Genomic DNA, 25,924 nt, shown 5'->3' with positions numbered 1-25,924 from the left:
TCCTGCTATCAATGTACAGGATGGGGCAAGTACCTGCTATGGAACAACCTTAACATAACCTTACACATCCTTTAAGATTATGTTCGTGTCATTGATGAGGCCTCTCCTTGGAGACGGGTTTCGATATGCTGCTGTATTATTCCTTGGATCATATTCTTTATTCTGGATTATATTTCTGTATAGGGGGATCAAACTCTGTATTCAGCGTTAAAAAGAGGCCATCCGCAAAAGCTGCGAATGGCTTTTACGGAGGACCCTCGGGGGTACTATCTTTGGGCATTGGCGCTGAAAATGATCTGTACGGTCGTTCCCTCTTGAACCGTGGACTCCAGCTTCACCTGGTGCCCCAGCCGGGCGCAGATCTCGCGGACGAGATACAGACCCATCCCGGTAGATTCATGGTATTGGCGCCCCCTCTCGCCTGTGAAGTAAGGATTGAATACCCGCTTTAGGTCTTCCGGGGATATACCGATACCCTGGTCTGAGATCTTAAGGAGTGTATCCAGGTCCTGACGCTCCGCTGTGATGGTCACCGTTTTACCGGAGCCAGAGGTGTAATTAACGGCATTGGTTAGCAACTGACTCAGCATGAACATCAGCCATTTGGCATCACTGTACACCGAGAGATCCGGGTCTACCCGGATTTCGACATGAATACCTCGCCGGATGAAGAGCCGGCGGTTCTCGGAGACCGCCGCGCTCACCGTCTGACGCAAGAGCAGCGATTCAACCTGGAAGTCTTCTTCGAAACGGTCCAGCCTAGATGTGTAGATTACCATCTCCAGCCCTTTTCGGAGCCGTTCCACCTCTTCCTGAATGCTGGCCGCGGCATCGTCCTCCAGCTCCTGCACTGTAAGTTGGATCACAGATAGTGGCGTCTTCATCTGATGAACCCAGCGGTTCATGAAGACGATATGCTGATCCATCCGCGTGACATGCGTGTTAAGCTGCTCCTGATACTGGCGATCCATCCGCTGCATCAAATTATTGACTGCTTCCGGCAGTGGAGAGTCACCGAGTGGTGCAAGATAATCCTTGGAAGTATGTTGAAGACTTAGTACAGCATATAGTTGGCGGTGCTGTACATAACGGTAGCACAGATAAAGCAGCAGAATGACGCTACTAATCAGCATACCGTACAATACAATCGAGAGCGGCCTGTTCTCCCCAGATATCCAGTACAGCACGGGTATGAGCAGCATTTGCAGCAGGTAGAACAGTAGTAAGGGGAGTTGATTCTTCCAGAATAGCTTCATAGGTTGCTGTCCGTAAGACTGAGGCGGTAGCCCGCGCCCCGCACAGTTTCCACGATTGTCTCTAGCCCCAGTTCCTTGAGCTTTTTCCGGACCCGGGTAATATATACGTTCAACGTGTTGTCATCAATGAAATGCTGGTCTTCCCACATAAGGTCCAGCAGTCGCTCCCGGCTGACGACACGGCCTTCCTTGATCATGAGTGCTTCCAGCAACACAGCTTCTTTCTGAGTCAGTTCGGCAGTTTCTCCGGCATACTGCACGGCGTATCGCTCCGGATAAAGGGTCAGCCCTCCCGACCGCAGCGTACGCTCTTCCTGGGTCTGCGCATAGGAACCGTAGGCCCTGCGCAGGTGGCTGCGGATTTTGGCCAGCACCACCTCGTAGTGAAAGGGCTTCGTAATATAATCGTCGGCGCCGTTCTCCAGTGCCATGACCTGATCCATTCCGCTGTCTCGGGCGGAGATGAAGAGAATGGGACATAGAGAGAACTTGCGGATTTGGCGGCACCAGTAGAACCCGTCATACCTCGGCAGATTGACGTCCAGGAGTACGAGATCGGCAGCGCTGTGCTTAAAGTCCTCCAGGACACTGTTAAAATCGTCTACGATAACGGTCCGGAATTCATATTTGGTAAGATAGGCACTCAGCAGGGTGGCTAGCTTGGCGTCATCCTCAACAATGAAAATCGTCTCCATGTTCAGGTCTCCTTTGGTTCAGAGTAAAGGCAGCAGCAGAAATTATTGATATTTGACGATCAGGGCATTGCTGATCTGGCGCCCAGGTGAGGTCAAATATTTTCCATTGTAGAATAGCCCGCTGGAGGCCCCGCCATCCAGATTCATCGCCTGGTATGCACCGGCCTGCTTCATAATCTCTGCCATTTGCGGAATGGTAGCACCGCCTGTGGTCACAATAATCAGCTTATGGTCGCGTGTCAGGCCCAGTGCGCTGCGCGCCCCGCCGCCAGTCAGAATCTTGGGATCGCGGAAGCCCTCAGCCGCCACATTCAGGGATACCTTGCCGTCAAGTAGCAGACGCGGGCCAGCTTGAACGGCACCCTCAACTTGTCCAGCGTCAAAGCGAGCCTTGAAATCGAGACCAGCAACCAGACCGGCCAAGTGATTCTTATCGTAAGCGAAAACGGCCCTGCGGTCGGCTGGGCTGTCTTTAAGCAACTTGCCGTTACTAACGATATAGCCGTAAGGGGCTTTATATGATCCCGTGGTATAGGCATCAAAGAAGGTCCCGTTGACAGCAGCAATGGCGCCACTGCGCTTGGCAATGCTGTTCAGATCCTCTACTTTTCCAACTGTATTTCCAGCCAGGACCATATCCAGTCTGACTTTGGGATGTAGCAGAGAGACGGTGACCGTCTGGATTTGGAAGCTGCGGCTTCCGACCTTAACGCTCTTGGCAGCCGCAACTACCCCTTGGTTCTCCGCGGGGATCAGTGCGCCACTAAGTACAGGCAGGGTGGAGGATGAGTCCCCGCTAGCCACCGTAATGGAAGAGGATGGCGCATCCCATTTTAGGCCCAGTCCCAGTGATTTACTGACTACAGACAGTGGGACATACAAGGTACCGTTATCTGTAAAAGCGCGTTCCGTAGTCGTTGTAGCTTTACCATTCAGCGAGGCTCCGACTTGTCCTGGTACAAGCGTGAGGACATTGTCGTCCTTGGTAATTTCAATTTTGTCCCCGGCTGCGCTCCATCCAGCCTTAATTCCATCAAAGCCATTCAGAAAGCGAAGAGGGATATAAGAATGGTTGCCCTTGTCAACGTATACCAGGGTCTTGGGGGCGGGGGTCGCACCGGCGGATGAAGGCGCGAAGGTGAGAGTCGGAAGTAGAAGAGCGGCGGTTAAAATAAGTGAACTGCATGTTTTTCTCATGTTCATAATCCGTATGTATCTCCTTTGGTCTGTTGCAGCATCTAATGCCGTCAATTAGGATAATATGGCCCAATTTGCATAATCTTGGGCGCTCTTATCATATAACTGGTCCTCGCAGCCGTCAATTCATACCGCCCCGAACGCAGGCAGAACAGCATGTATTTTCAGTTTAAGAGAATCGCTTAGGGGGACCACCATGTGCAACCGCAGCCGTCATAGTTTATACTTTAAGTAATCATAGAATATATAAAGCATAAAGGTAGGTAATGCAATGACGACCACAATTGGCTTGATACGGCACGGGAGCACGTTCTGGAACAAGGAAGGCCGGGTTCAGGGCATTACTGATAACCCACTCGATGAGGAGGGGCTGGAGCAGGCAGAAGCGATTGCTGAACGACTGACTGGAGAAACATGGGATTATCTCTACTCTAGCGATCTGCTCCGGGCACGACAGACGGCGGAGGCCATCAGCCGGAGATTGGGCATGGAGATTGCCGGTCTGGTACCAGGCGTGCGCGAGATGGACGGGGGACTTATCGAAGGCACGAATGAACAGGAGCGTGTGAACCGCTGGGGCAAAGATTGGAAAGCGCTTGATCTCGGCCTGGAAAGTCCTGATTTGGCTGAGCAGAGAGGCCGGCAGGCGATCGAAGAACTGGCGGAGAGACACCCAGGCAAGAATGTACTGATAGTCAGCCATGGCGCTTTGCTGCGCAACACGTTGCGCGGGCTTATTCCCGGTCTGGATGTTAATGAACTGCTCAAGAACACCTCCATTACCCGGGTAGTCAAGACCGATGGCATCTGGAGTTGCGAGCTCTATAATTGTATCGAGCATCTGAGTGGCTAGATGTAATTATTGACACTTCGAGGGAATCCCTTTGTAAAATCATTAAAATGGCAGTCCGCGATTGACGTGCGGACTGTCATTTTTTACAGCACTAACGTTCAAATGAGCAGACGGATCTGTTCCAGATCATGCACAGCAAGGCGAACCTTGCTTCTCACCTCGCTCCAAGTCCACCTTTTCTGGCTTCTTGTACAGACTTGTTCAGAAAATGTAGAGGTGGCTTATGTTATACTTAAATATTATTATCCGCATTTTTAATATTCAAAAAAGGTTGTGTGGATACAGCATGGAAGAAACCCGAGAATTTATATTAACTGTGTGCTCCGTCCTCATTGCTGTGTCAGCCGCCTATGCATCACTGCGGCTGCTTCAGGATTATGCAGGCAAGTCTCAGAGAGTCCGGGCCATGTACACCGGCATAGTCATGATTATAAACGGTTGCGGCATATGGGGGATGCATATCCTGGGACGCGTAAACAGTCCACATACTGACGAGACCGGACAGAATCTAGTTATCTCTTTGGCGGTTTACGCCATAACCATTGCTTTTCTAATGTTCCTGTGCTCCAGAATCATGCTTATTATGGCAGAAAGAGACCAGCTCAAGGAGCTGGCCTATAAGGATGCGTTGACAGGGCTGCTGAATAAGAATGGTATGGACCATTTTTGGGACCATTGCAAGGAAAATGAACAGATTGCGGTATTGTTTATCGACCTGAACCGTTTCAAGTCGATCAATGACAGGCTCGGCCATCATGTAGGTGATTTATTACTGGAGGCCGTTGGCGGCAAGCTGGCCCAGTTCTCTAGTAAGGGGCGGCGGCATATTTATCGGATCGGTGGAGACGAGTTCGTCATCATTGCCAAGCGCTACAGCCAGAAGGAAGCGGAGCAGCTCGCTGTCCGTATTCTGGAGAAGACCGCCAGAAAATATAGCCTGGAACAGCATAATCTATTCGTATCAGCCAGTATAGGTATCACCATGAGTCACGGCAAGGTTGACCGCAACCGGCTTCTCAGGGAGGCTGACATCGCCATGTATAATGCAAAGCAGCTTGGGACCGGACGTTACTCCGTATATAAACCGGTCAGCAACACATTGAATGCCAAGTAGGATGACATCTTAAAGATCAATCGGTGTGATAACCCGGGTTTCTTTTGTTCAGGCACCCGGGGTTCGATAGGGACTGGCGGTACTCTTACTTCCCTTTATTAGCAGCAGGCAGAGCAGAGCTACCGCCATACTAAAGGCTGCGCAGTAGAACAGTACAGAATATCCAAGCAGATCAATTAATAGACCGAGAATTGGCGGAGACCCGACGGCGGCCAGGGAGGATACCAGATAATACATTCCTGTCCGTGTGCCGATGCTCTCCTCTGTTCCTGTAGCAACGAGATATGGATAAGAGTTGATGTTGATGCAGGCCCAGAAGATGCCCCCCAGCACTAGCATTCCCCGCAGCATAAGCAGATTCTCTGCCGAACCTACAAGCGCAAACACAGTCATCAGACCGCAAACGCCGGTAATGATGACTTTTTTCTTGCCGAAGCGCCCCCCCAGCCAGCCGCTGGGAATGGCGAAGAGTACAAAGGCCAGGGAGAAGAAGGTTAGCGAGAAGGACGCTGCCTTTTCGCTAAGGCCAAGGTGATGTTTGCCATACAGCGTAAACAGCGTTTCCACCCCTTGGTAAGCAACGAACCAGAAGAAAATAGCAGCTAGCAGAAATAAGGTGGTTCGGTCCAATTGGCTTTTAAATGAGATGCGCCTGGCTTTGGCAGTGAGTGGTACAGCACTCGGTAGTGAGTTCTCTTCGCCGACAAGAGGGGCTTCGGCTGCTGCTTCACCAGGAGGCATAGCTGCGTGTTTCACTCGATCTCTTGCCTCATTAATAAATCGTGATACAACTAGCAGACAGAATAGTGTAGTCAGTCCGGCCACAATAAAGGGCAACGCCGGGCTGGAATCATAGAGGATAGACCCCACGCCAAAGGCCAGGATGGAGCCGATTCCACCCATAAAGTTGATTAGTCCATTCGCTTTCGTTCGCTGGTGATCTGGTGTAATATCGGGCATCAGCGCCACAGTGGGTGAACGGTACAGGCTCATCGCCAGATTCATGAGCATCATGAAGAGCAACAGGGTGAACAGTCCGGTGTGGAACGGAATCAGCATTGTCAGTACAGCGGCCAGGGGCATGCCGAATAGCAGATAAGGCATTCTGCGCCCATAGCGGGTTACCGTACGGTCGCTGCGGTTGCCGATCCACGGCTGCAGGAACAGCGCAAAGTAATTATCAATGGTCATCATAAAGCTGATCAGGGCTACACTGTGCACATACTTTTCCAGGAAAAATGGAACAAACGCATTATACAAGCTCCATGTAATGCTGATGCTGAAAAAGCCAAATCCGAGCAGCCAGACTTTTTTCACCGTGTCACACTCCTTTGGCAGCCAGCAGCTCGGCCAGGATGTCAGGATGGTCTGTAATAATGCCTGCTACACCTGCATCGATCAGGTATTTCATCCGCTCGGGATCATTAACGGTGAATGGATGGTAGACGACACCACGTGCTGCAGCTTCCGATACGAATTCTGGCAGTACTGCGTAGTGGTAGGAGTGCAATGCAGTAGCACCAAGGGTAGCGGCATAATCCCACGGACGGTACAGTCCCTCCATATACAGAATGCCAGTGCGGATCTCCGGTGCCAAGGAGTGGAAATAAGCAAGGGAGTAGTGATTGAAGCTGGAAATGACAACCTGATCGCTCATGCCCCATTCACGGACAGCGGCTATAACCTTCTCCTCTAGGCCAGGGTACGGGCACTCTCCGTTCTTAAGCTCAATATTGAGAATGATATCGGTCTCGTGGAGCAATTCCAGAAGGTCTTCCAGCAGCGGCAGGGGCTCCCCTGCAAAGTCTGTGCCGAACCAGGAGCCGGCATCGAGACCGAGCAATTCGCGCAGTGTATGATCCTTCACAGCACCGGTGCCGTTCGTGGTACGATCCAGTGTTTCATCATGAATCAGAATCAGTGCACCGTCCTTGGACATTTGAACGTCTGTTTCGATTCCGGTCGCTCCGAGCTCCAGACTCTTGCGGAAGGCCGCCATGGTGTTCTCCGGGCAGACGGCGGATGCGCCGCGATGGGCAAAGTTTATAATTGAAGTCATCGGTATGCTGTCCCTCCAATGGTTTATTTAATGTGCCTGATCAGTCAGGCTATCCTCATTCTATTTCCACATGCAGCAAAGAAACCCTGTCCGAAAAATTAGGCAGGGTTCCAATTTCGCAAATTTAACGCAGACATTACATTCCCTTGTTGTTTTTGAGCCATTCCAGCAGAGTAGCCACACTTTCTTCGGGGGATTGCTCTGCTGTGTTCAAGGTTAGCTCCGGATGTTCCGGGACCTCATAGGGATCAGTGATGCCTGTGAACAAGGGGATATCACCACGGCGCGCCTTGGCGTATAGTCCCTTGACATCCCGTTCCTCGCATACCTGTAAAGGGCAGTCCACATAGATCTCGGCGAAGCCTGGCAGGGTCTGCCGGGCGTATTCCCGCATCTCTCGGTATGGGCTGATCACAGATACGATTGTGATTACGCCATGACGGTTAAGCATTCCTGCAAGATAGGCGGCGCGGCGTATGTTCTCGAATCGATCTTCGCGGCTGAAGCCCAGGCCCTTGCAGACATGCTGCCGGAGGTCATCGCCATCCAGCCATTCCACAGGCCGACCCAGTTCTACTAGCGCTGCCGTCAGTCCGGAGGCAATCGTTGATTTGCCAGCGCCGGACAAGCCAGTCAGCCACACTGTAAATCCGGTATTCTTATTCTCATTCTCATTCATAGTCTCATATCTCCGTAAGGGATTCGTTCCAATAGCCCGGAGCCATAGATTTCCTGCAGCTCCAGATGGGGCATATGGATGTAACCGATATAGCAGTCACAAACGTTCATTCGGCAAGCCCGCTTGACCGAGAGACCTTCCAGTCCGTCCCGGTACAAGTTGCCGATTACACCCCGATCCTTATAGCAGCGTTTCACGAGCCCAGCTCCCTGGACGTAGAAGACGGTGCTGCCAGCGCTGCAATATTTACCGAGGCTTTCATAATCGGTTGCATTAATTTCGAAGTGTGGATCTAGTGACGACAGATAGGCTAGATCTTCCGCTGTGTAGTAATCCGGGCGATCCTTGTAGGCATTAATCCACAGGTATACGTCCTCAGGCAGTGAGGCGCGAAGCGAAGCTATGGCGGGAAAGGCACTGCGGACGCCCACACTGCCTACACTGAAAGGAATTCCGCTGTTGTAGAGGGTCATGCACTGGGCGAGAAAACGTTCTTCTTCCACTTGTCCGGGATGGTAGGTTGCCCAGAATGCAACCTTGTCCAGGTTCAGCCCGGCAGTGAAATCCAATCTGGCTGACAAGTTGGTCTGGATCGCCACCTTATCGACATGTTCCATACCTGCCAGGGTCGTAATGGCGTCCTTGTACCAGCGGTGAGTCAGGCCTTCTCCATACGGATTGAAGAAGATGGAAAGGCGGTGACCGGACGTTCCCTGATCGCCCACCCAGTGTACGAACCGCTCGACGCCCTCGCGGTCTTTGGCGAGTGTGGCGGCGCTATCCCGTGTTTTGCCGAAGGGGCAGTAAGGGCAGTCATAATTACAGGAGGTGAGGGTCCCTCGGTAATAGAGAACGGCCTTCATGGGAGGACGAACCTTTCCATGCGCTCCCGAATGCCGGATGAAATAAACCAGTCGCCGATAGAGTCAGAGTAGCCGAGAGCTTCGCCGGTCAGGCGTAGCACATCGTCCTCCACAAGGCCAAATCCGGAGTCGGTGAGCAGAGCTAGCTCAGGAAAATCGCTCCACAGCAGGGTGCCGAAACGTTCCGTATACTGAGACAGCTTCAAGCCCTCGCTGTGCAGAATAGCCTTCAGGATAAAGCGGCGTTTCTGTTCTTCCCGCTCCAGCACAATCCCGTAATCGGCGGTATCATAACGTTCTGCGGCCACATAATCGGCGATGATGCTCTCCGTAGCCTTGCGGCTGACTCCATAACGAGAGGCATAGTGTACGCCCCGGGTATAGGAGCGGGCTCCGCAGCCTAGCCCCACCATTCCTTCTTCCTGGCAACTATAATCAAGAAGCGGCTTATGGCTCTCAGCCGTTTCTTTGGCGAAGCGGCGCATGGAATACTGACGGTATCCATGACGTTCAAGCAATTCGCGGGCAGCGTTATAGCACTGTAGCCGGATATCCTCCTGTCGCTCCAGATCGCCGGGTTTCACAATCGTGTGTTCACGGGTGTAGAGAGGATAGATGAAGATTTCACCTGGATTATAAGACAGTGTCTGGTTCAGCGAATACAGCCAAGTCTCTACGGTCTGACCTGGAAGTCCATAGATCAGATCGAGATTCAGAATTGGAAAATCATATCGACCCAGCAGCTCCAGCGCCCGGTAGACTACGTCAGGGTCTTGTGGCCGGTAAATTGCTGCTGATTCTGACGCGACGAAGCTTTGAATGCCCATGCTGACCCGGTCTACGTTTGCATCTTTCAGAATCTCCAGCTTTTCTACGGTAAGGGTCTCTGGCGAAGTTTCTACCGAGATCGAAACCTTGTCTGTAGCGAGCCCCATGATGTCCGTGGCAATGTAGAACAGGCGGCGTAGCTGATCCGGGGCTAGTAAGGTTGGGGTGCCACCGCCAATGGCAAACCGGGCATACGGCTTATGGGCCGTGAACGGCGCCCACTGCCGGGCTTGGCGCTCCAGAGCATCTACATAACGGGCGTGCACATCAGCCCGCTTGTCCGGCAGTGTGAACAGATTGCAGAACCCGCAGCGGGCACCGCAGAACGGAATGTGCATGTATAGAAAGAACGATTCGGCAGGTTCGTCACGCCATAGTTCATTCAAGGGTAGCGGTGGTTCCAGATCGCGGTAAGCCGTTTTATGCGGATAGGAATACAGATAAGAACGATAAGGATCAGCGGTAATTCCGCTTTTCCATTGCAGAAGCTCCTCCGATGAGGGGGACGGGCTAACGTCGCCATGGAGCAACCGAGGATGATACGATGACGCCATAGACTGTTCTCCATCCTTTCGGAATTCATTGGGTATCACAAAATAAATTCGCGGTATGGAACATTCCATACCGTCTCATGTGCGAGCCGGTGGCCCTGGTAGCCATCTTCGCCATAGGCTGTGCCATGATCGGAAAAGGCCAGACAGAATACCGGGTTGCCGCGTTCGCGGAAGCCTTGGAACAGACGGCCGAGTTCCCCATCGACGTAGCGGAGCGCAGCGCGCTGGCTATCAACGGAGTCTTTTTTGGCCCCTGGCAGGAAATAATGGTTCGGTCCGTGGATCGCGGATACGTTCAGGAACATGAATAACCGCTCTGACCGATCCACAGTGTCCATAATTTTAAGGGTATGATTCACCTGATGCTCTGTGGAACGGGGGTTCGTCACACCGAAGTTCATACGCCAGTAGCTCTGCTGAAAATAGCCGGGCAGTACCCGGGCAAGCGGATTCTTCTTGGTGAAAAAAATAACTCCCCCGATGCAAACCGTCCGGTAGCCTTCAGCGGCCAGCCCGGAGACGATGTCCGGTGTATCGAACAGCCAGGTATGAGGATGGGTCTTCATCCCGGTGTTCTTGGAATGGAACGTGCGAATATGTTCCGATTTGTCCGTTGTTGCAGGCGTCGGCAGGAAGCCGCCAAAAAAGGCATGATGGGCCGCATAAGTGAAGCTTCCCGGCGTATGCCGTTTCTCCCATGATCCTGTTCCGCAAAGGTTGGGACAATTCTCTTCTTCCAGAACGGCAGCATCATAACGTAGAGTATCGAGTGTAATCATTAGGATGTCATGGGTGCCAACAATAGTGTTCATATCTGTCATGATGATCCGTCCTTTATAAACGATGTTGAGGGAGGAGAAGGCTGGGCTCTGTCAGCCAGCATCTTCATTTCCCATTCATAAGTCCCGTAGCCGTGATACTCCACATCATACAGCAGATCGCCGAACGGATTAACGTCGGCAATATATGTACGCTGCGGGTTGCCAGATACGAGTACATCCATCCCCGCGATCGCCGAGCCTGGAAAAGCAGCAAGTGCCTGCCTGGCAGTCTCCCGTACTTGCTCCAGCATCTCTTCGGATAGTCCGGCCTCGGCGGGTGTCATCCGCTGGCTGCGCAGATGCAGATTCGTGATCGGCGTCGTGCTGCAGCGGGCCACGGCATGACAGGCCTTTCCGAAGACGACAAGCTGGCGGATATCGAAGGATCGTCCGCCGTGGCTGGCCTTAGGCACCCACCGCTCGGCATAGGCGCCGTGCCGATAGAGCCAGTTGATAATGGTTTCAATGGTTTTCCGGTCGGTATAGCGGCGCAGCTTCCCGGAATTATAATAAATCGGAGGGCGGGTGATGAACGACTCTACCCCTACGGTTGTTATCGCCAGTTCTGCCCCAGTGGAAGGGTTCACCTGATAAGCGATTACGCCGGAAGCTGCAGAGCCGCAGGCCAGCTTGATGAACACACGGTGCATTCGCTCTGCGGCCATTTTCTCACGGAGCGTGGCATAGTCCACAGGGGGCTGCGTGCCACCGAGTGGGCGCGGCACTGAAACTCCCGCTGCCGCGAGGGTTCGCTGTGTCTCCCGCTTGTCGGTCATGGCGATAATTTCTGCCGGATCATTAAGCCATTCCGCGCCGGGCCAGGCCTCCGCCGCCTCGCGTTTCAACCTTCCCAGCAGCCGGCAGTAGCCGCGGAACCACTGGGAAGGATGGTGCAGCACGCCCGGCAGATCCTGCAGCCGGAGCGCCGCCTTGACGCTGAGCGGCAGCGGGCCAGGCTGTCGCCGCTCAGCGCTATGTGGCAGCGAGCCGAGTCGTCGCTGCTCGGCGTTCGGAGGCAGCGAGCCGAGTCCGCGCTGCCCAGTGCCCGGCGGCAGCGAGCTGTGCTGCTGCCGCTCGAAGCCCGGATACAGCGTATCGCTGGTATCCGGGGCGTCCGGCGCGCCCAGAGCAATCAGGGCGCGCTCACTCTCGAAGCTGCCGCCTGGCGAATCCAGGCGCAGCAGCGGGGGAACGCTGCCCCTGCCGGCAGCGTCGGCCATTGCTGGCTGCTGCTCTGCCAGCAGCTCAGCTAAAGGCCGGCCCTGAAGCAGTCCGGCATAGGGCAGAATGATAACGGGCGGGAGGCCAAGCCTCTCCCTGGCCTGCCGGATACCCTCTGTCCGCCGGTCGCCAGGGTGACCGATGACGATCAGCGGCTGCATATCTGCGTTACTCCGTGATGGACGGATAACGCCAGTCCTCGTCATCATCGCTTTGCTGCTGGTCGCTGACATCGACAGGCAGTCCGCTCTGCTGCCAGCGGGCTACCATTTCATTAGACATATAATGATAGCTGAGATTCAGCGCTTTTAATTTCTTAATTTCTTCACTGGCGAGCAGTGCTTCAGCGCCGGTATCGCTTAAAGTGCCAAGGGAGAGGTCCAACGTGTCAAGCTGATCCAGGATTGGAGCGGCTGCGAGCGTTGCCGCGATCTCGTCCTGAATCTCGCTATTTTTCAGCCCTAGATAGTTGAGCTTAGGGAACTTGCCGGGTTCAATCAGTGGAAGAATATCTTCCAGACTGCCGTCAAATCCGTATTCATCTACACCGAGGTACAACTCTAGCTTGTGTAGATTCGGCAGACTGCTGCCAGCAATTTGCGCAAGAACTTCCTTGCCCAGGCCGCCGCAGATGATCGTCAGTTCCTCCAGCTTGTCATGCTTCAGATGGCTCAGGCTCAGTTCATTCGAACCTTGAATGGTGAAGGATTGCAGCTCTGGAAAAGCAGCGAGCAGCGGAGACAGATCACTTTGCGTAATCCAAGAAATCTCGCATTCCTCAGAGTCCATCTCGCCGATGAACAGCTTACGAAGCAGCGGGAAGCTTGCACTGTGCTGGACCAGGGCTTCTACCACCTCTTCCGAGCTGTTCTCATAGGTCTGTCCCCAATCGCCAATAATCAGGCTGCTCAGCGTTGCACTTTCAGCGCTCTGGCTGAGCTTTTCAATCTCTTCGCCAATCCGCCTACCCTCTTCGAATTCGTCGTAGCCAACCGTAAGCTTCACTTCAGTCATGATGTTCCCTCCTGGAAAAAGTTTTACTTCGAAACTACCCTATCATTTGACGAAAGGGGAGTCAAATGACCAAAGACCCAGCAACGCTACCTGCGGATCATCAATTTCATCGTCATAAATAAACGGCAAGCCCCAATTCCCGGAGCTTGCCGTTTACTCATGATGTTGTGCATCGTTATTGCTTTTTGTAGTACAACACTGTGGTGTGCAGTTGTCCATTCCCGGAACGGGCAAAGTACGGGATTCGGCCCGCCTCGATAAAACCGCGCGACTGGTAGAGTAAGTTGGAGGGATCACCCTCACGGGTATCCAGTGTCAACAGCTCACGGCCTTCCGTAGCTGCCGCAGCCTCGGCGGTATCCATGAGACGCCCGGCAATGCCTTTTCTGCGATGATCCGGATGAACCATCAGTTTGGCGATCTCCGCACGGTGAAGCGCATTGGCCTTTTTGGCCAGCTGCAATTGGATCGTGCCTGTAATGGTATCTCCTTCCCGAGCAATCCAGAGTAAGATACCAGGCCCCGGAACACTCCGCCAGTAGTCCAAGGCTTCGGCTTTGTCTAATGGCGGGAGGAAGCCGATGGAAGCTCCGTCATTTACAACGTGGATTAGCATTTCACTTAACCCAAGTTCAATTTCCGGAGTCAATGACTCCACTAGCGTGATTGTAGGTTCGATACTCATGTGCGAGCCATCCTTTCAATATGACGATGATGAAATACTAATTATCATTATACTGATGTAAACTATATTTACAATATAGTTAAAAATCTGGATGAAGTATGTTATGTATATGTCATATATAAGTTTATGAGAGGTTTATTTACCTAATAAAGTCCTGAATTGTAGGATAATTGTTAATGTCCCTTGAAACGCAGTACAATGAATGTAGATTAATGTAACTTATAGAGAAAATGGATAAAGCCATATTAGCAGTATTCATCAGGAAGACATGGATAGGGGGAAGAGTGACTATGCTTTTGGAAGTGATTGCGACAACCTTAGGGGATGCTGTGACAGCCGAGCGCTATGGTGCTGACCGCATAGAACTAATTGCAGGCATCGCTGAAGGCGGTTTAACGCCAAGCCTTGGCCTAATGGAGCAGGTGCGAGCGGCCGTAAATATCCCGGTCCGGGTAATGATTCGTCCGCATGCTCGCTCTTTTGTATATGACGAATCCGAGCTTAGAGTAATGCGCAGGGATATCCGTCATATTGCATCGGTGGGAGGGTTGTCCCTGGTGTTGGGGGTGTTACGCCCTGACGGTACCATTGATGAGCGGGCGCTGGCTTCGCTTCTGGAGGAAGCCCCTGGCGTGCCGGTCACCTTCCACCGGGCGTTTGATGAAGTGGACGATCAGTTGGAAGCCTTGGAGGTGCTACTTGGATATCCGCAGATTACGGATATTCTGACGTCCGGCGGTCGCCGAACGGCGCCGGAAGGGGCGGAACGATTGGCCGTACTGGAGCGGCTGACCGCCGGGAAGCCGCTTTCTATTCTGGCCGGGAGCGGCTTGACCGCTAGTGGCCTAAGTGATTTTGTGCGTGACACGGGCGTGCGCCGTTTGCATTTTGGCTCCGCCGCTCGGAAGAATGGTGACCCGCTGCGCCCGGTGGACGCGGCGCGGGTCACCGAGATCCGCCGGATTCTGGGGTCATTGAAGTAGTCGGCTTACCGGAGCAGGATCTTGCAACAACTTGGGCAGCCATGTCAGCAGCTTCTCCCGGGTTAGGGCATCGCCGGCGTTCCATTTAGCCCCGTCCAGCAAATAGACGAGGCCGTTTTGCACAGCCGGCAGGCTTGTCCACTCGGGACTGCGCAGTAGCTCTTCCATGGCTAAACGGGAATCTTCCCGTTCGGGGATGAGCATGAAGAGGCGGTCGCCTGTGTAGGCGGCCATGTCGCCGGCTTCAATCTCGCCGAATCCGAGATCCTGGTCCAGAATTTCCTCTTTGATCCTGTCCACAGGTATAAAGCCGCCTGGCGCATAGAGTGCCGGGGCCAAACCGGAGCATCCCATGACAAACAGACGGTTTCCATGGTCGTGAATCAGAACAGAGGCCGTTTCACCCGGCCTCACGAGCTCTTCAGCGCGCAGACGCTGCCATAAGGCAGCGTTTTTTGTGCTGAAGCTGCCCAGCCAGGCGGCGGCCTCGCTTTCTTTGCCTAGCCAGCATCCCAGCAGATGAAGCCGCTTCTCCAGCGAGGCGAATGAGTCGAAGGACAGTGTCGGCGCAATGGCGGAGATGCGGCTGTACTCTTGATCATTGGCATTAGCTAGAATGATCAGATCGGGACTAAGGGAGTCGGCGGCTTCGGCATCCATAGGGAAGCCCACATTGACCAGCTTTTTCAGTCGGTGCTTGTAGACCCGATTCCAGGAGAAGGCCTCTTCTCCGCCGATAGGCTTAATGCCCAGCGCCAGTAGATCCCCGATCGTCTCGCCGTGATAAATGATGCGTCTCGGTTTGTCGGGAATTTCTACTTCATGTCCAGTCCAGTCTGTTACCCGGCGGGTTGGGCGATGGGAATGAGCGTACTGACCTGGTGCGATTCCTGTTCTTTGCCGGAAGCGGCGATTGAAATAATACTCATCGGCGTAGCCGACCTGGCGGGCAATTTCTCGCAGCGGTTCACCCGAATGGAGCAGCAACTGCTTGGAATGGTGAATCCGCAGATCCGTGAGATATTCTAATGGCTTACTGCCAGTGAGATTCTGGAAGATAGGGGTGTACTGCCAGATGGACATGCCGGCAATTTCGGACAGCTGCTTCACTGTAATGTTCACCATATAGTGATCCTGCAAGTAACGTATCGTACGTTCAACAGATTGGGTAGGACTTTCAATGTCTTCAGAACGGAAATTGTACTCGAACAAGAACAACAGCAGTTCCTGAAGCTTAAGATTCTGCTTCATACGACTGATCTCATCGGTATACGTACGATCTGAGTATAAGTCCTCCACAAGCCGGATCAGCTTGGAGAATGGATAGGCGACCAGTTCCCGTCGGCCTGTCAGTATCCGGCGGGAATAGGCCATAGGTGGCTTGCTTTCACTGGTATAGATGGATGTGAAGCTAACCTCGTAGTAATAGAGCGTAGTCTCGTTGTCGCAGATATGGAGAGACTCCCCAGGGGAGAGTAGGACGCAGGCTTCTGTTCTTAGCATCACAGTCTCGTCACCTGCATGCAGCTCTCCTGTACCGCTGGTAAAGACGAGCAGAGTATACTGCTTAGCAGGTGGTGGCTGGGAGGCTGTACCGGCAGTGTGCATTCTTAGCTCAACATCCGACAGTTGAAACAGCAAGGAATGCAGCGAGGCGGTAGGGGGTGTGGGGTGAAGCATAGGTAGTGTCCTCCTTGGTTAAGTGATAATCATTATCAATTATAACTATTGTATATAAAACAAAGAAGCCGATCAACAGATGTTGATCGGCTTCGAATCGTTTGCTGCAGCGGCAACTCCGTTTTACTTTTCGGAAATCAGGTTCGGAATCTGCTGGAGGAGCCATTCTCTGGTGGAGGCGTCAGCAGATGTTTGCTCGATATCCTGGAAGTATACATATCCGTTTTTGACGGCAGGGAGGTTCTTCCACAGCTGGCTGTTAATCAGCTGTTCCGTGGATTTTTTAGCTTCGTCCGCTACCGGATTCAGGATGAAGATACGATCACCAGCGTATTCCTTAAGCAGTTCCATGGATATTTCCTCGAAGCCTTTCTTCTCATCGAGCACCTTCTGGATTAATGGAGTCGGCTTAAAGCCATTCTCTTCATACAACACTTGTGAAAGTCCTGTAGTAGCCATAACGAACAGACGGTCGCCGGGATAATATGTGAAGACCGATGCGGTCTCACCTGGCTTCATACCAGAAGCCTTAAGCTGTTCCCACATAGCTACTTCCTTAACCTTGTACTGGGCCACCCAAGATTCGGCTTCTTTTGTTTTACCAAGGATAGTTCCGAGCTCCAGCATCCGTTCCTTCAGCGGTGCAAAGGTATCGAAGATGACGGTAGGGGCGATTTTGGACAACGCTTCAAAATCTGCTTCATCCGTAACGGAGTAAATGATCAAGTCGGGCTGCAGATCAAGTGTCTTCTCCAGGCTGATGGGTAAGCCAACATCCTCTACGCCTTGAACCTTATCCTCATAAATTTGGTTCTCATACAATACTTTGGCCGCGCCAATGGCTTGTACACCCAGAGTCAGCAGGTCGCCGTAAGTCTCCCCGAAGAAGACAATCTTCTGCGGGTTGTCTGGAATTTCTACAGTATGTCCTCTGTAATCTGTATAAGAATGGGTACCCCCAGTTTTTGCAGCCGTATCGGTTGTAGCTTCCGGTGGTGAAGATGCTTCTGCAGTAGTATTGCTAGTGCTGGTACTGTTTCCTTTATTATTGCTGGCTTGCGGCTCGTTCTTACCGCCGCAGGCCAACAGCAGCGTGCCCATCAGTACGATCATGCATAATAAGGCCACAGTTTGTCTAACTTGCTTCATTATATTTTGTCCCCCCATATAGATATAAGACCATCATCAATAATGATAATCATTCTCGCTAAAAATAATCATAAAGGAATGTGTTTCATGACTCAATGGACAAATCTAAAGAGAACAATTGATTTTGTGCAAAAATAGTGGGAATGAGTCACTTAAACAATGAAGATGAACAACACAAACGATGAAAATGAACAAGGAAACACAGAGCATGGAAACTCAAAAAAATGTTATTAACATATTGATATTAACATAAAATAATGATATCATACTGTTAATAACAAAATGTTATTAACTAAAGTTTAACAACAGGAGGTTTTGTCCATGTTCGGATTCAGATTTGTAAAATTCCAGCCCAGTGAATATGTACTGAAGGTGAAGAACGGCAAAGTCGTCCGTGAAGGCATCGGTCTTTCTTTTCATTATTATGCGCCTGCGACCTCGGTGGTTGTTGTTCCGGTATCGTCGATAGATGTTCCGTTTATATTCGAGGAAATTACCCATGACTACCAGACTGTGACTGTGCAGGGGCAGCTGACTTATCGGATCGTCGACTACCGTAAAACAACGCAAATTTTGAATTATACCTATAATCTGAAAAAAAACACGTACCTCTCCGATGATCCTGGCAAGCTGGCCCAGCGGGTCATTAATATCGCCAAAGTGCTGACAAAGAAGCAGATGGAGCAGCTTCCGCTCAGGGATGCCATTCAATCCAGTGAACGCCTGGCCCGGAGCATTACACAGGAAATCGCCAGAAATGAAGAGATTGAGAAGCTGGGTATTGAACTAATGGGCTTGTCGATTCTGGCCATCGTGCCGAACAAGGAGACGCTGCGGGCGCTGGAAGCGCAGGCTAGAGAAGAAATTCTGCGCGATGCCGACAATGCGCTGTACGAGCGGCGCAATGCTTCGATTGAACAGGAGAGACGGGTTAAGGAGAATGAGCTGAGCACGGAGATCGCTGTAGAGACGAAGAAAAAACAGATCCGGGAGACGCAATTGGACGCCGAGCGTGCGGTGAAGCAGAAGCAGAATCAGATGAAGGAAGAACAGCTCAGCTTCGATACGGCACTGGAAGAGAAGAAACAGGAACTGATTGAACTGGCCATTACCAATAAAAAAGCAGAAGCAGACGCCCGTGCCTACGAGCTGTCGGCCATCATGAACTCGCTGCAAAATGTGGCACCGAATGTGCTGCAGGCCTTAACCCAGGTCGGCATGAATCCAGAGAAGCTGATCGCCATCGCGTTCCAGGATCTGGCCGGCAACGCAGGGAAGATCGGACAGCTTAATATCACGCCTGATCTGCTGCAAGGACTGATCGCTAAGCCTGACGGCATCGCTACGGCAGCGGGCAGAGGGGCGGGCGGCCGATGAGTGGAGCAAGATCAGAGAAGAAGATTGTTTTGGTGAAACGCAAGACCCGGCTGGAGGAGTTGGTCGTCCGCTACAATACGATCCAGCAAGCCCAGTTCTATATCGAGCGGCTGGGGGCAGACTTCAGCGACTATGTGTCTGAAGACCTGAACTATCGGGCTGCCGTGGAGCAAGCCGTAATTGAGCTTGGCACACTGGGGCGGGTGCAGGTGCTAGACCGCCAGCATGTCCCTAATTTTATCTTTGGAGAAGAGGATACAGTGGTGGCTGTCGGGCAGGATGGACTTGTCGCCAACATCCTCAAATATCTGAAGGGCCAGCCGCTAGTTGGGGTCAACCCCGACCCAGGCCGTTGGGACGGAGTGCTATTGCCCTTTACAGTCAAGGATCTGAAACTGATCATTCCGGACGTATTTCGTGGCAGACGCCAGCTGAGAGAAGTAACCCTAGCCAAGGCGCAGCTTAACGATGGGCAAAGTCTCTACGGCGTCAACGATCTGTTCATTGGCCGGAACACACATGTGTCCGCCTGTTACCAGCTGCAGGTTAACGGGCAGATAGAGCAGCAATCCTCCAGCGGGATCATCGTCTCGACTGGGCTTGGATCGACAGGCTGGCTCAAAAGCGTGCTGGCCGGGGCTGCTGGGATATCAAAGAGAGCCGCCCAGCTGAAGGGAATGTCTTCACCTGAAGAAACGGATAGTAGCAGCGTAAATGTTGTTTCAGGAACTCTGGAGCCGCCCGATGTCCAGCTGCCCTGGGATTATTCCAAGCTGTATTTCACAGTAAGAGAGCCTTTTCCCAGTAAAGCCACCTCTGCGGAACTAGTCTTCGGACAGATTGGTGAAGAGGGTCCGCTGCGTATCACTTCGCAGATGCCGGAGAACGGGGTAATCTTCAGTGACGGCGTGGAGAGTGACTTTCTGGAGTTCAACTCCGGGGTGGAGGCAACGATTTGTCTGGCCGAGAAAAAAGGCCGCCTGGTTGTATAGTAAAAGGCCTTATGATGGGGCCGACTGAGTAGGTTAGCAGGCAGATTGATCGGCTAACCAGATGATCAGCATTAGAAAGAGGCGGACGGTGACCCGTTCGCCTCTTTTACAACGATATGCTGTTTATTGATAGCTTCTGTTGTTGTTCTGCATGGAATTGTTTTGCATAGAATGGTTCATGCCGGAATTATACCCGGCGTTGTACCCGGAATGGCTCGAATACGCTGAGTTATTCCCCATATTATTGCTTGAATGCATCGGGGAGTTCTGTGATAAATGCATAGGTTGCTGCTGATTAAATGACGGAGTGTAAGACGGGTTGAAGGAAGGAGTGTAGCTAGGCATTGAAGTATTATAGCTGCTGGTCTGTGCATTGCTCTCGAGCTGTCTACAGATCTGAGAGATCTGTTGCATTTGCTGGATAGCCGTTTGATGACCTTGCAGTGCACTTTGAATCATTTGGGCAGCTTTATGTTCACGCTGAGCAATTTCTTCGAGTCTTACTGCATTTTGCTGCTCTTGCTGAAGTAACTGCTGGTAGTTTTGGCTTGCTTGTTGCGTCTGGTTCACGAGTTGCTGAATAATTTGCTCACATTGGTTGATTTGGCTGGAAAGATTTGAATTCAATTGGGTAGCCTCCTTGGCGGGTTCGGTTTATAATGCGCTTTTATTATGACTTGCAGCAATTTGGATTATTCTGTAGTCCCATTATTTACTAGCCCTGTGGTGACGGATTGGTGGATGGATATGTCATCGCATTTGGTTCGGGAAAGAAGCGGTAGATTCAACGTGTACAAGGGTAACTAAATAGGTACAGGTCGTGGTGCAACAATTACGGCTGGTTTTCGTATGTAAATAAAAGTGTTTCACCTGGGAACACTCAACGACTTGTCGGAGGTGCGTACATGAATTTTTGTTTGACGGGAGTCCGATCCCGGCTTTCTCTGCAGCGGATCTTTGCGCTTATGCTTGTGCTCGGGCTGCTGTTCACAGCCTGCATAGGGGGCGTGGCGGAAGCATCTGCCAGCTCGGACCTGCTGATTGTGAATAAGAAAACCAACAAGCTGGCGTATTTCAGCGGTGGGAAGCTGGAGAAGACTTTCCCGGTAGCGACAGGCAAGACCAAAGCTTTAACCCCGGAAGGCAGCTTCAAGATTGTTGTCAAAATCCAGAACAGACCCTATTATAAAGATAAGATTCCTGGAGGAGATCCTTCTAATCCGCTGGGTGACCGCTGGCTGGGGCTGGAAGTGAACGGAACGAAAGGCACTACTTATGCGATACACGGCAATAATAACGAATCATCTATTGGAAAATATGTTAGTGCCGGATGCATCCGTATGCATAATGAAGATATTCGCTGGTTGTATCCACGGATCTCTAAGAATACCACGGTTGTTATTATTTCGACTTCTACTGATATGGAAAGCATTGCTGTCAATCATGGATACGCTGTAGGGAAGAGTATTGTTGCCGGAACGTTCATCGTGGGCGGGGTGTCCACGAAACTGCAAGAACCGTTTGTCGTTGAACAATCCCGGGTCTACGTTCCGTTGAAAGAATTGGTGACTCTGAGCGGAGGAACAATGAACCGAAATGCCGGTACTGGCGAACTGACTATAGCTATCGGGAGCCGCTCTGTGACTCATAAGCCATTGTCCGATAAGGCTGTAGTTAATGGTACGACGGTTACCATACTGCCCTCCCGGAATGTGAATGACCGCCTATTGATTCCACTCAGCAGCGTGCCTGCACTGTTCGGGATAGATGTGAAATGGAACCCGCAGCAGCAGTCGGTAACGCTTTTGAAATAATAACGAACTCATTTTTTATTATAAATTTAATACTATGAAAGCAGGATCGGATTACGATGAAGATTATTCCTTATGAAGCTCAAGCGCACGAACAACTGGTGGAGATTTGGCTGCAGGCTGTGCGGGCTACACATCATTTTTTGACAGAGGAGGATATTCAGTTCTTCCATGGAATGGTGCGTGATGAAGCGCTGACCAGCGTGGAAGTGTGGATGGCAGTGGACGAGGCGGGGAAACTGACAGGCTTTATCGGCCTGGATGGACCGAAGGTGGAAATGTTGTTTGTAGACCCTAAGATTCATGGTCAGGGGATTGGCAAGAGGTTGTTAAATCAGGCGATCAGCTTGAAGGGTGATAAGCTCGAAGTAGACGTCAATGAGCAGAATCCCGGTGCATGCGCCTTTTACACCAAATTCGGATTTGTGCAGCAGGGCCGCTCGGAGCTGGATCCTTCCGGTAAACCATTCCCTATTCTCCATATGGGCCTGTAGATTGCTGTCATACGTTTCATTAAACAAAAAGCCGGGAGCCTTCGTCCACACGAAGACTTGCCGGCTTTTTTAACTTTTTTGATAGTAGATATTTGCACATTCAGCATCGTACTAGCGGCCTTAAGACATATTACGCAATAGGCAGAACCTTATATACATGTTTATATACGGTGTCCTTAAAGTGATTAAATTCATCTTCATCTATAGGACGGGCATGACTCATGATCTTCAACGGCAGGTCATCCTGTCCCTCTCTGAGCGGAGGCTGCATATAATCATACGCATTTAGACAAAAGCCCAATCGCTCATAAAACCCGATTCTTCTACGGGACCATTCATCCGCCGGTGGTTCCACCTCCAGCAGTACCGGTATTTCCGATGCTGCGATGTAGGCTCGCATGAGCTTGTCCCCTGCACCTTTGCCCCGAGCTGCCGGATCAACCGCAATATGCTCCACAAAGCGGAATTCGGAAAATTCCCACACAGCCATAAAGGCTATAACGCTACCTTTGCCGTTCTTGTCTGTAAGGAGGCCATAACGTGGATGATCCAGCAGTGCCTCCTGTGCTTCACGTGTTCTGAATTCCGAGATGGGGAACGAAGCCTCCATAATGGAAAAGACCTCTTGAAATGAATGCTGCAAGCTACTCAAATTCTCACTCTCCTATGTCTAAGCTGGTTAAGATGTTGCAAAAATCTTATAGGATTCCATTGTTTTTGCTCCAGCCACGGTTATCTAAATAGCTTAGTCAATATATAAGCAATAGTATTCCTATGGTACCCATACACACTGAAAGGAGTCAAGAATCGAAACGGTTAAGTCATGCGAACAGTAACCAGTAAAGAGTGATCACTTTGAACAAAGTGGCCTTCTTACGGGTTGTTTGCCTTTAATCAGTTCAGCCTGTTATTGCTGTGAAAATAATCATAAATATTTGTGTTTATAGGTCGATTTCATGAAGGAATTTTAATTTTTTTGTCGAAATATAGGATTGGTTTAACAAAGTGCAATTTATTATCTTTCATTCATGAGAGGAAAGGAGTACGCAGCTTCTTTACTAATTATATTTTATTGAAAAAAATATTGGGGGTTACCTTATGGGAGAAGGCTTCACGGCATCAAGATTGGCGAAAATAGGCCTATTGTTATTCAGTATATTTATTCTTTTCAGCATTCATCCCTCCGGTTCATCCGCAGCAGGTACTGCGCCAGACAGCTTTATTACCAAGAGCAAATCAGATTTACCTAGTTCAGCCATGACCAATATTGCTTATGGCAATAATCTGTATATTGCAGTTGGCTACTATGGTGCAATTATCAAATCGACAGACGCCGAAAATTGGAGTAACGTAAAAACGCAGACGGATGTTAATTACACCGGCGTGGGTAATGCCAGCTCTTTTGTCTTTTACGGAGCAGCTTACGGAAGTGGTAAATTCGTTGTTACCGGAAATGATGGTGTGATACTGACCTCTACGGATGGTACGGACTGGACACAACGGACTTCAGGTGTGACCAAAACAATCACGAATGTGAAGTATCTGGATCATAATGGAGTCTCTGCATTTTATGCGCTAACGGAAGGCAAGCTGCTGAAGTCCGCTGATGGGATCACATGGACCGCAATTGTGCCTACCGGATTGAATGCTACGACATCGCTAACACAAATCACCGTAGGCAATAATGGTAACCGCCTAGCAGTTGGTGATACTTCAGGGTTTATTTACTCTACAACGAATGGTACCACTTGGACGTCTGCACGTCCGATGAATCCAGAGGGCAATCCCTCTATCGGTACCAATATGCTGGTTTGGATGAAAGACCGGTACTACATCTCTGATCCTTTGGCTTATGTGTGGACGTCTACAGATTTGTCTACATTTACGCCGGCGGGTGCTCCCTTTAAACAAAACTCCTCACTAGCAAATAATCAGATGTTCAATGGATTCTACGATGGCACCAAATACTATTTGTTCGGCTTTCAAGCTCCTTATGGATATGGGGCCGTTTATACGTCTACAGACGGTAACTCCTGGACCATGCAGCCTTATAAGAATTATTTCGTGACACAAAGCTCATCTTTCCTTAACGGGAAGTATTTCCGTCTTGGGAATGAGGGACTTATGGTTTCTTCCAATGGTTCCGATTGGAGTTACAAGTGGGGCGGAACCTATAATGAAGTCATTCATGACGGCTCGAAGTATATTGCAGTAGGTAAACAAGGAAGCGATGGGGCAATATGGACCTCGAGTGATCTTTCTTCCTGGAACCCGGCAAGTTTGTCGGCAAGAGCCAACAGTTTTAATGCCATTGCTTACGGAGATGGTAGATACGTTGCTGTAGGCGATTGGAACCAGGACAAAACCACAGTAGCAACCTCCACGGGTGGCTCAGCCTGGACAGTGCAGACGGGTATTACGGACTCTACTCTTTTTTCAGATATCGCCTTTGGGAATGGTAAGTTCGTCGCGGTAGGCACGAAAGGGTATTCGAGTCCTTCTCTTAAAACATCAGCAGATGGTGTCATATGGAGTGATCCGGTTTTGCCAAATCAAGCTATTCAGGCATTGTTCTCTGTGACCTTTATCAATCAACAATTTATCGCACTTGGTTACGCTTATGACAACAATGGCAATGCGAATGCATTAAGCATCTGGACCTCCCCAGACGGGACCAACTGGACCAATCGCTCCAGTAGCTATCCGAACCAGACGGATGCAATCAGTGATATTATCTATGACGGCACCAAATACATTTTGTTAGGCTATGATCCCTCTTATAAAATCTTTTCCCGTACCAGCACTGATCTGGCCACCTGGTCAACACCAACGGTAATAGGGAATGACTCCTTATACGGTTTGACACCGGTATTGGGGGCAAAAGGGAAAAATATCTATGCACTTGGTGCAGTTTCCGGTACCAATACACCGGTAGTCTACTATTCCAATGATCAGGGTACGACTTGGCAGAATGCCAATGTTGATTTTAAAGATGCTCAAGCCTATTCTCTGATGTCTGTGAATAATCAGGTGATTATTTCAGGCAATTCACAGTTGGTGCTGACCACGACCTCACCTGTGTCTTCAACAATCAGCCCGGATACTGCGAGCTTTGACAAGAGAATTTCGGCCCAAGCGGATGTGAGTGTGACGTTGACGCTTAATGGCAACTCGCTCACGGATATCAAGAATGGTCCAGCTACATTAGTAGCCGGTACAGACTACGACGTGAATGGTAACACAGTAACGATTAAGAAAGGCTATTTAGCGACGCAAGCTGTAGGTACGACAACATTGGCCTTTGATTTCAGCGCAGGCAACCCGCAGACGCTGACAATCACAGTGAGCGACAACACAAAGCACAGCGTAATCACGCCGACAACCGGAAGCTTCGATAAGAAAGTATCGGCGCAAGCGGATGTCACGACGGTTCTGACACTGGATGGCAATACGTTGTCCAGCATCAAGAACGGCGCAGCTCTTCTGGTAGCTGGAACGGATTACACGGTTACTGGAAACACAGTAGCCATCAAGAAATCGTACCTGTCAGCGCAAGCGGTAGGTACGACAACACTAACCTTCGAGTTCAGTGAAGGCAA

The 25,924-nt window shown here is 50.9% G+C and carries 24 protein-coding genes; 8 read left to right on the top strand and 16 right to left on the bottom strand.

Annotated features, from left to right (window positions below; all coding sequences use genetic code 11):
• Positions 1–266: 266 nt before the first annotated feature.
• The 3 genes from ACFVRY_RS23590 to ACFVRY_RS23580 are packed head-to-tail and all read right to left on the bottom strand — an operon-like array spanning position 267 to position 3,154.
• Positions 267–1,256: a sensor histidine kinase gene (locus tag ACFVRY_RS23590; RefSeq protein ID WP_387502745.1), complete on the bottom strand. Its 990-nt coding sequence runs from the start codon at positions 1,254–1,256 to the stop codon at positions 267–269.
• Complete coding sequence (locus tag ACFVRY_RS23585) at positions 1,253–1,951, bottom strand: response regulator transcription factor (protein WP_387502744.1); 699 nt, start codon at positions 1,949–1,951, stop codon at positions 1,253–1,255. Before ACFVRY_RS23585 ends, ACFVRY_RS23590 begins: the two co-directional genes overlap by 4 nt.
• A 42-nt stretch (positions 1,952–1,993) precedes the next feature.
• Positions 1,994–3,154 (bottom strand): phosphodiester glycosidase family protein, encoded by a 1,161-nt coding sequence (locus ACFVRY_RS23580; protein WP_387502743.1) that lies wholly within the window; start codon positions 3,152–3,154, stop codon positions 1,994–1,996.
• Between the two features lie 265 nt (positions 3,155–3,419).
• Here ACFVRY_RS23580 and ACFVRY_RS23575 point away from each other — a divergent pair, with 265 nt between their 5' ends.
• A complete protein-coding gene (locus ACFVRY_RS23575; protein ID WP_387502742.1) occupies positions 3,420–4,001 on the top strand; it encodes a histidine phosphatase family protein in 582 nt (193 codons plus the stop codon).
• A 286-nt stretch (positions 4,002–4,287) separates the two neighbouring features.
• Positions 4,288–5,115, top strand: a complete 828-nt coding sequence (locus ACFVRY_RS23570; RefSeq protein ID WP_387502741.1) for a diguanylate cyclase domain-containing protein — start codon at positions 4,288–4,290, stop codon at positions 5,113–5,115.
• A gap of 48 nt (positions 5,116–5,163) precedes the next feature.
• Here ACFVRY_RS23570 and ACFVRY_RS23565 read toward each other — a convergent pair whose 3' ends face one another.
• The 9 genes from ACFVRY_RS23565 to ACFVRY_RS23525 all read right to left on the bottom strand — a co-directional run bounded on the left by ACFVRY_RS23565 (position 5,164) and on the right by ACFVRY_RS23525 (position 13,839).
• Positions 5,164–6,432, bottom strand: coding sequence for an SLC45 family MFS transporter (locus ACFVRY_RS23565; RefSeq protein ID WP_387502740.1), 1,269 nt, complete (start codon positions 6,430–6,432; stop codon positions 5,164–5,166).
• Positions 6,433–6,436: 4 nt separating this feature from the next.
• Entirely contained in the window at positions 6,437–7,174 is a 738-nt protein-coding gene (locus tag ACFVRY_RS23560; protein ID WP_387502739.1) for a glycerophosphodiester phosphodiesterase, read from the bottom strand.
• 136 nt (positions 7,175–7,310) lie between these two features.
• Positions 7,311–7,853 carry an adenylyl-sulfate kinase gene (gene cysC, locus ACFVRY_RS23555; RefSeq protein WP_387502738.1) on the bottom strand — a complete coding sequence of 181 codons (543 nt, stop codon included), beginning with the start codon at positions 7,851–7,853 and terminating at the stop codon, positions 7,311–7,313.
• Entirely contained in the window at positions 7,850–8,716 is an 867-nt protein-coding gene (locus ACFVRY_RS23550; RefSeq protein ID WP_387502737.1) for an STM4011 family radical SAM protein, read from the bottom strand. Before ACFVRY_RS23550 ends, cysC begins: the two co-directional genes overlap by 4 nt.
• Positions 8,713–10,098 (bottom strand): STM4012 family radical SAM protein, encoded by a 1,386-nt coding sequence (locus tag ACFVRY_RS23545; RefSeq protein ID WP_387502736.1) that lies wholly within the window; start codon positions 10,096–10,098, stop codon positions 8,713–8,715. The genes ACFVRY_RS23550 and ACFVRY_RS23545 overlap by 4 nt, the downstream gene beginning before the upstream one ends.
• A 35-nt stretch (positions 10,099–10,133) precedes the next feature.
• Positions 10,134–10,919 (bottom strand): STM4013/SEN3800 family hydrolase, encoded by a 786-nt coding sequence (locus tag ACFVRY_RS23540; protein ID WP_387502735.1) that lies wholly within the window; start codon positions 10,917–10,919, stop codon positions 10,134–10,136.
• On the bottom strand, positions 10,916–12,373 hold the full coding sequence (locus ACFVRY_RS23535; RefSeq protein ID WP_387502734.1) for an STM4014 family protein: 1,458 nt from the start codon (positions 12,371–12,373) through the stop codon (positions 10,916–10,918). Before ACFVRY_RS23535 ends, ACFVRY_RS23540 begins: the two co-directional genes overlap by 4 nt.
• Positions 12,309–13,154, bottom strand: coding sequence for an STM4015 family protein (locus tag ACFVRY_RS23530; protein ID WP_387502733.1), 846 nt, complete (start codon positions 13,152–13,154; stop codon positions 12,309–12,311). The genes ACFVRY_RS23535 and ACFVRY_RS23530 overlap by 65 nt, the downstream gene beginning before the upstream one ends.
• A gap of 175 nt (positions 13,155–13,329) precedes the next feature.
• Positions 13,330–13,839 (bottom strand): GNAT family N-acetyltransferase, encoded by a 510-nt coding sequence (locus ACFVRY_RS23525; RefSeq protein WP_387502732.1) that lies wholly within the window; start codon positions 13,837–13,839, stop codon positions 13,330–13,332.
• A 290-nt stretch (positions 13,840–14,129) separates the two neighbouring features.
• On the opposite strand from ACFVRY_RS23525, the gene ACFVRY_RS23520 reads away from it, so the two are divergent.
• On the top strand, positions 14,130–14,822 hold the full coding sequence (locus ACFVRY_RS23520; protein WP_387502731.1) for a copper homeostasis protein CutC: 693 nt from the start codon (positions 14,130–14,132) through the stop codon (positions 14,820–14,822).
• Here the strand turns inward: ACFVRY_RS23520 and ACFVRY_RS23515 are convergent.
• The gene (locus ACFVRY_RS23515; RefSeq protein WP_387502730.1) at positions 14,811–16,502 is read right to left on the bottom strand and encodes a helix-turn-helix domain-containing protein; all 1,692 of its coding nucleotides are present in this window, start codon (positions 16,500–16,502) and stop codon (positions 14,811–14,813) included. The two genes, ACFVRY_RS23520 and ACFVRY_RS23515, sit on opposite strands and share 12 nt — an antisense overlap.
• A gap of 123 nt (positions 16,503–16,625) precedes the next feature.
• Positions 16,626–17,651 (bottom strand): ABC transporter substrate-binding protein, encoded by a 1,026-nt coding sequence (locus ACFVRY_RS23510; RefSeq protein ID WP_387502729.1) that lies wholly within the window; start codon positions 17,649–17,651, stop codon positions 16,626–16,628.
• A gap of 321 nt (positions 17,652–17,972) precedes the next feature.
• Here ACFVRY_RS23510 and ACFVRY_RS23505 point away from each other — a divergent pair, with 321 nt between their 5' ends.
• Positions 17,973–19,028, top strand: a complete 1,056-nt coding sequence (locus tag ACFVRY_RS23505; RefSeq protein WP_387502728.1) for an SPFH domain-containing protein — start codon at positions 17,973–17,975, stop codon at positions 19,026–19,028.
• Entirely contained in the window at positions 19,025–20,020 is a 996-nt protein-coding gene (locus tag ACFVRY_RS23500) for a diacylglycerol kinase catalytic domain-containing protein (protein WP_387502727.1), read from the top strand. Before ACFVRY_RS23505 ends, ACFVRY_RS23500 begins: the two co-directional genes overlap by 4 nt.
• 123 nt (positions 20,021–20,143) lie before the next feature.
• On the opposite strand, the gene ACFVRY_RS23495 is transcribed toward ACFVRY_RS23500, so the two are convergent.
• Positions 20,144–20,647: a hypothetical protein gene (locus ACFVRY_RS23495; RefSeq protein WP_387502726.1), complete on the bottom strand. Its 504-nt coding sequence runs from the start codon at positions 20,645–20,647 to the stop codon at positions 20,144–20,146.
• Positions 20,648–20,925: 278 nt separating this feature from the next.
• Between ACFVRY_RS23495 and ACFVRY_RS23490 the strand changes: the two genes are divergently transcribed.
• Both ACFVRY_RS23490 and ACFVRY_RS23485 read left to right on the top strand, forming a co-directional pair.
• Positions 20,926–21,834, top strand: coding sequence for a L,D-transpeptidase family protein (locus ACFVRY_RS23490; protein ID WP_387502725.1), 909 nt, complete (start codon positions 20,926–20,928; stop codon positions 21,832–21,834).
• A 50-nt stretch (positions 21,835–21,884) separates the two neighbouring features.
• Positions 21,885–22,325 (top strand): GNAT family N-acetyltransferase, encoded by a 441-nt coding sequence (locus ACFVRY_RS23485; RefSeq protein WP_387502923.1) that lies wholly within the window; start codon positions 21,885–21,887, stop codon positions 22,323–22,325.
• Between the two features lie 130 nt (positions 22,326–22,455).
• Here ACFVRY_RS23485 and ACFVRY_RS23480 read toward each other — a convergent pair whose 3' ends face one another.
• A complete protein-coding gene (locus ACFVRY_RS23480; protein WP_387502922.1) occupies positions 22,456–22,935 on the bottom strand; it encodes a GNAT family N-acetyltransferase in 480 nt (159 codons plus the stop codon).
• Between the two features lie 488 nt (positions 22,936–23,423).
• Here ACFVRY_RS23480 and ACFVRY_RS23475 point away from each other — a divergent pair.
• Positions 23,424–25,924, top strand: a 2,501-nt coding sequence (locus ACFVRY_RS23475) for a X2-like carbohydrate binding domain-containing protein (protein WP_387502724.1), incomplete at its 3' end; no start/stop codon positions are given.

The sequence above is a fragment of the Paenibacillus sp. NPDC057934 genome (genome assembly GCF_042887565.1).
Taxonomy (GTDB): Bacteria; Bacillota; Bacilli; order Paenibacillales; family Paenibacillaceae; genus Paenibacillus_AQ.
Note: the sequence above shows the minus strand (reverse complement) of the source record. Positions and strands in the feature narration are given on the sequence as shown.

Excerpts from the sequence above, each read along its gene's own strand:
- ACFVRY_RS23590 (WP_387502745.1), bottom strand. The coding sequence starts at position 1,256 with ATGAAGCTATTCTGGAAGAATCAACTCCCCTTACTACTGTTCTACCTG.
- ACFVRY_RS23585 (WP_387502744.1), bottom strand. The coding sequence starts at position 1,951 with ATGGAGACGATTTTCATTGTTGAGGATGACGCCAAGCTAGCCACCCTG.
- ACFVRY_RS23580 (WP_387502743.1), bottom strand. The coding sequence starts at position 3,154 with ATGAACATGAGAAAAACATGCAGTTCACTTATTTTAACCGCCGCTCTT.
- ACFVRY_RS23575 (WP_387502742.1), top strand. The coding sequence starts at position 3,420 with ATGACGACCACAATTGGCTTGATACGGCACGGGAGCACGTTCTGGAAC.
- ACFVRY_RS23570 (WP_387502741.1), top strand. The coding sequence starts at position 4,288 with ATGGAAGAAACCCGAGAATTTATATTAACTGTGTGCTCCGTCCTCATT.
- ACFVRY_RS23560 (WP_387502739.1), bottom strand. The coding sequence starts at position 7,174 with ATGACTTCAATTATAAACTTTGCCCATCGCGGCGCATCCGCCGTCTGC.
- cysC (WP_387502738.1), bottom strand. The coding sequence starts at position 7,853 with ATGAATGAGAATGAGAATAAGAATACCGGATTTACAGTGTGGCTGACT.
- ACFVRY_RS23550 (WP_387502737.1), bottom strand. The coding sequence starts at position 8,716 with ATGAAGGCCGTTCTCTATTACCGAGGGACCCTCACCTCCTGTAATTAT.
- ACFVRY_RS23545 (WP_387502736.1), bottom strand. The coding sequence starts at position 10,098 with ATGGCGTCATCGTATCATCCTCGGTTGCTCCATGGCGACGTTAGCCCG.
- ACFVRY_RS23540 (WP_387502735.1), bottom strand. The coding sequence starts at position 10,919 with ATGACAGATATGAACACTATTGTTGGCACCCATGACATCCTAATGATT.
- ACFVRY_RS23535 (WP_387502734.1), bottom strand. The coding sequence starts at position 12,373 with ATGTCAGCGACCAGCAGCAAAGCGATGATGACGAGGACTGGCGTTATC.
- ACFVRY_RS23530 (WP_387502733.1), bottom strand. The coding sequence starts at position 13,154 with ATGACTGAAGTGAAGCTTACGGTTGGCTACGACGAATTCGAAGAGGGT.
- ACFVRY_RS23525 (WP_387502732.1), bottom strand. The coding sequence starts at position 13,839 with ATGAGTATCGAACCTACAATCACGCTAGTGGAGTCATTGACTCCGGAA.
- ACFVRY_RS23520 (WP_387502731.1), top strand. The coding sequence starts at position 14,130 with ATGCTTTTGGAAGTGATTGCGACAACCTTAGGGGATGCTGTGACAGCC.
- ACFVRY_RS23515 (WP_387502730.1), bottom strand. The coding sequence starts at position 16,502 with ATGCTTCACCCCACACCCCCTACCGCCTCGCTGCATTCCTTGCTGTTT.
- ACFVRY_RS23510 (WP_387502729.1), bottom strand. The coding sequence starts at position 17,651 with ATGAAGCAAGTTAGACAAACTGTGGCCTTATTATGCATGATCGTACTG.
- ACFVRY_RS23505 (WP_387502728.1), top strand. The coding sequence starts at position 17,973 with ATGTTCGGATTCAGATTTGTAAAATTCCAGCCCAGTGAATATGTACTG.
- ACFVRY_RS23500 (WP_387502727.1), top strand. The coding sequence starts at position 19,025 with ATGAGTGGAGCAAGATCAGAGAAGAAGATTGTTTTGGTGAAACGCAAG.
- ACFVRY_RS23490 (WP_387502725.1), top strand. The coding sequence starts at position 20,926 with ATGAATTTTTGTTTGACGGGAGTCCGATCCCGGCTTTCTCTGCAGCGG.
- ACFVRY_RS23480 (WP_387502922.1), bottom strand. The coding sequence starts at position 22,935 with ATGGAGGCTTCGTTCCCCATCTCGGAATTCAGAACACGTGAAGCACAG.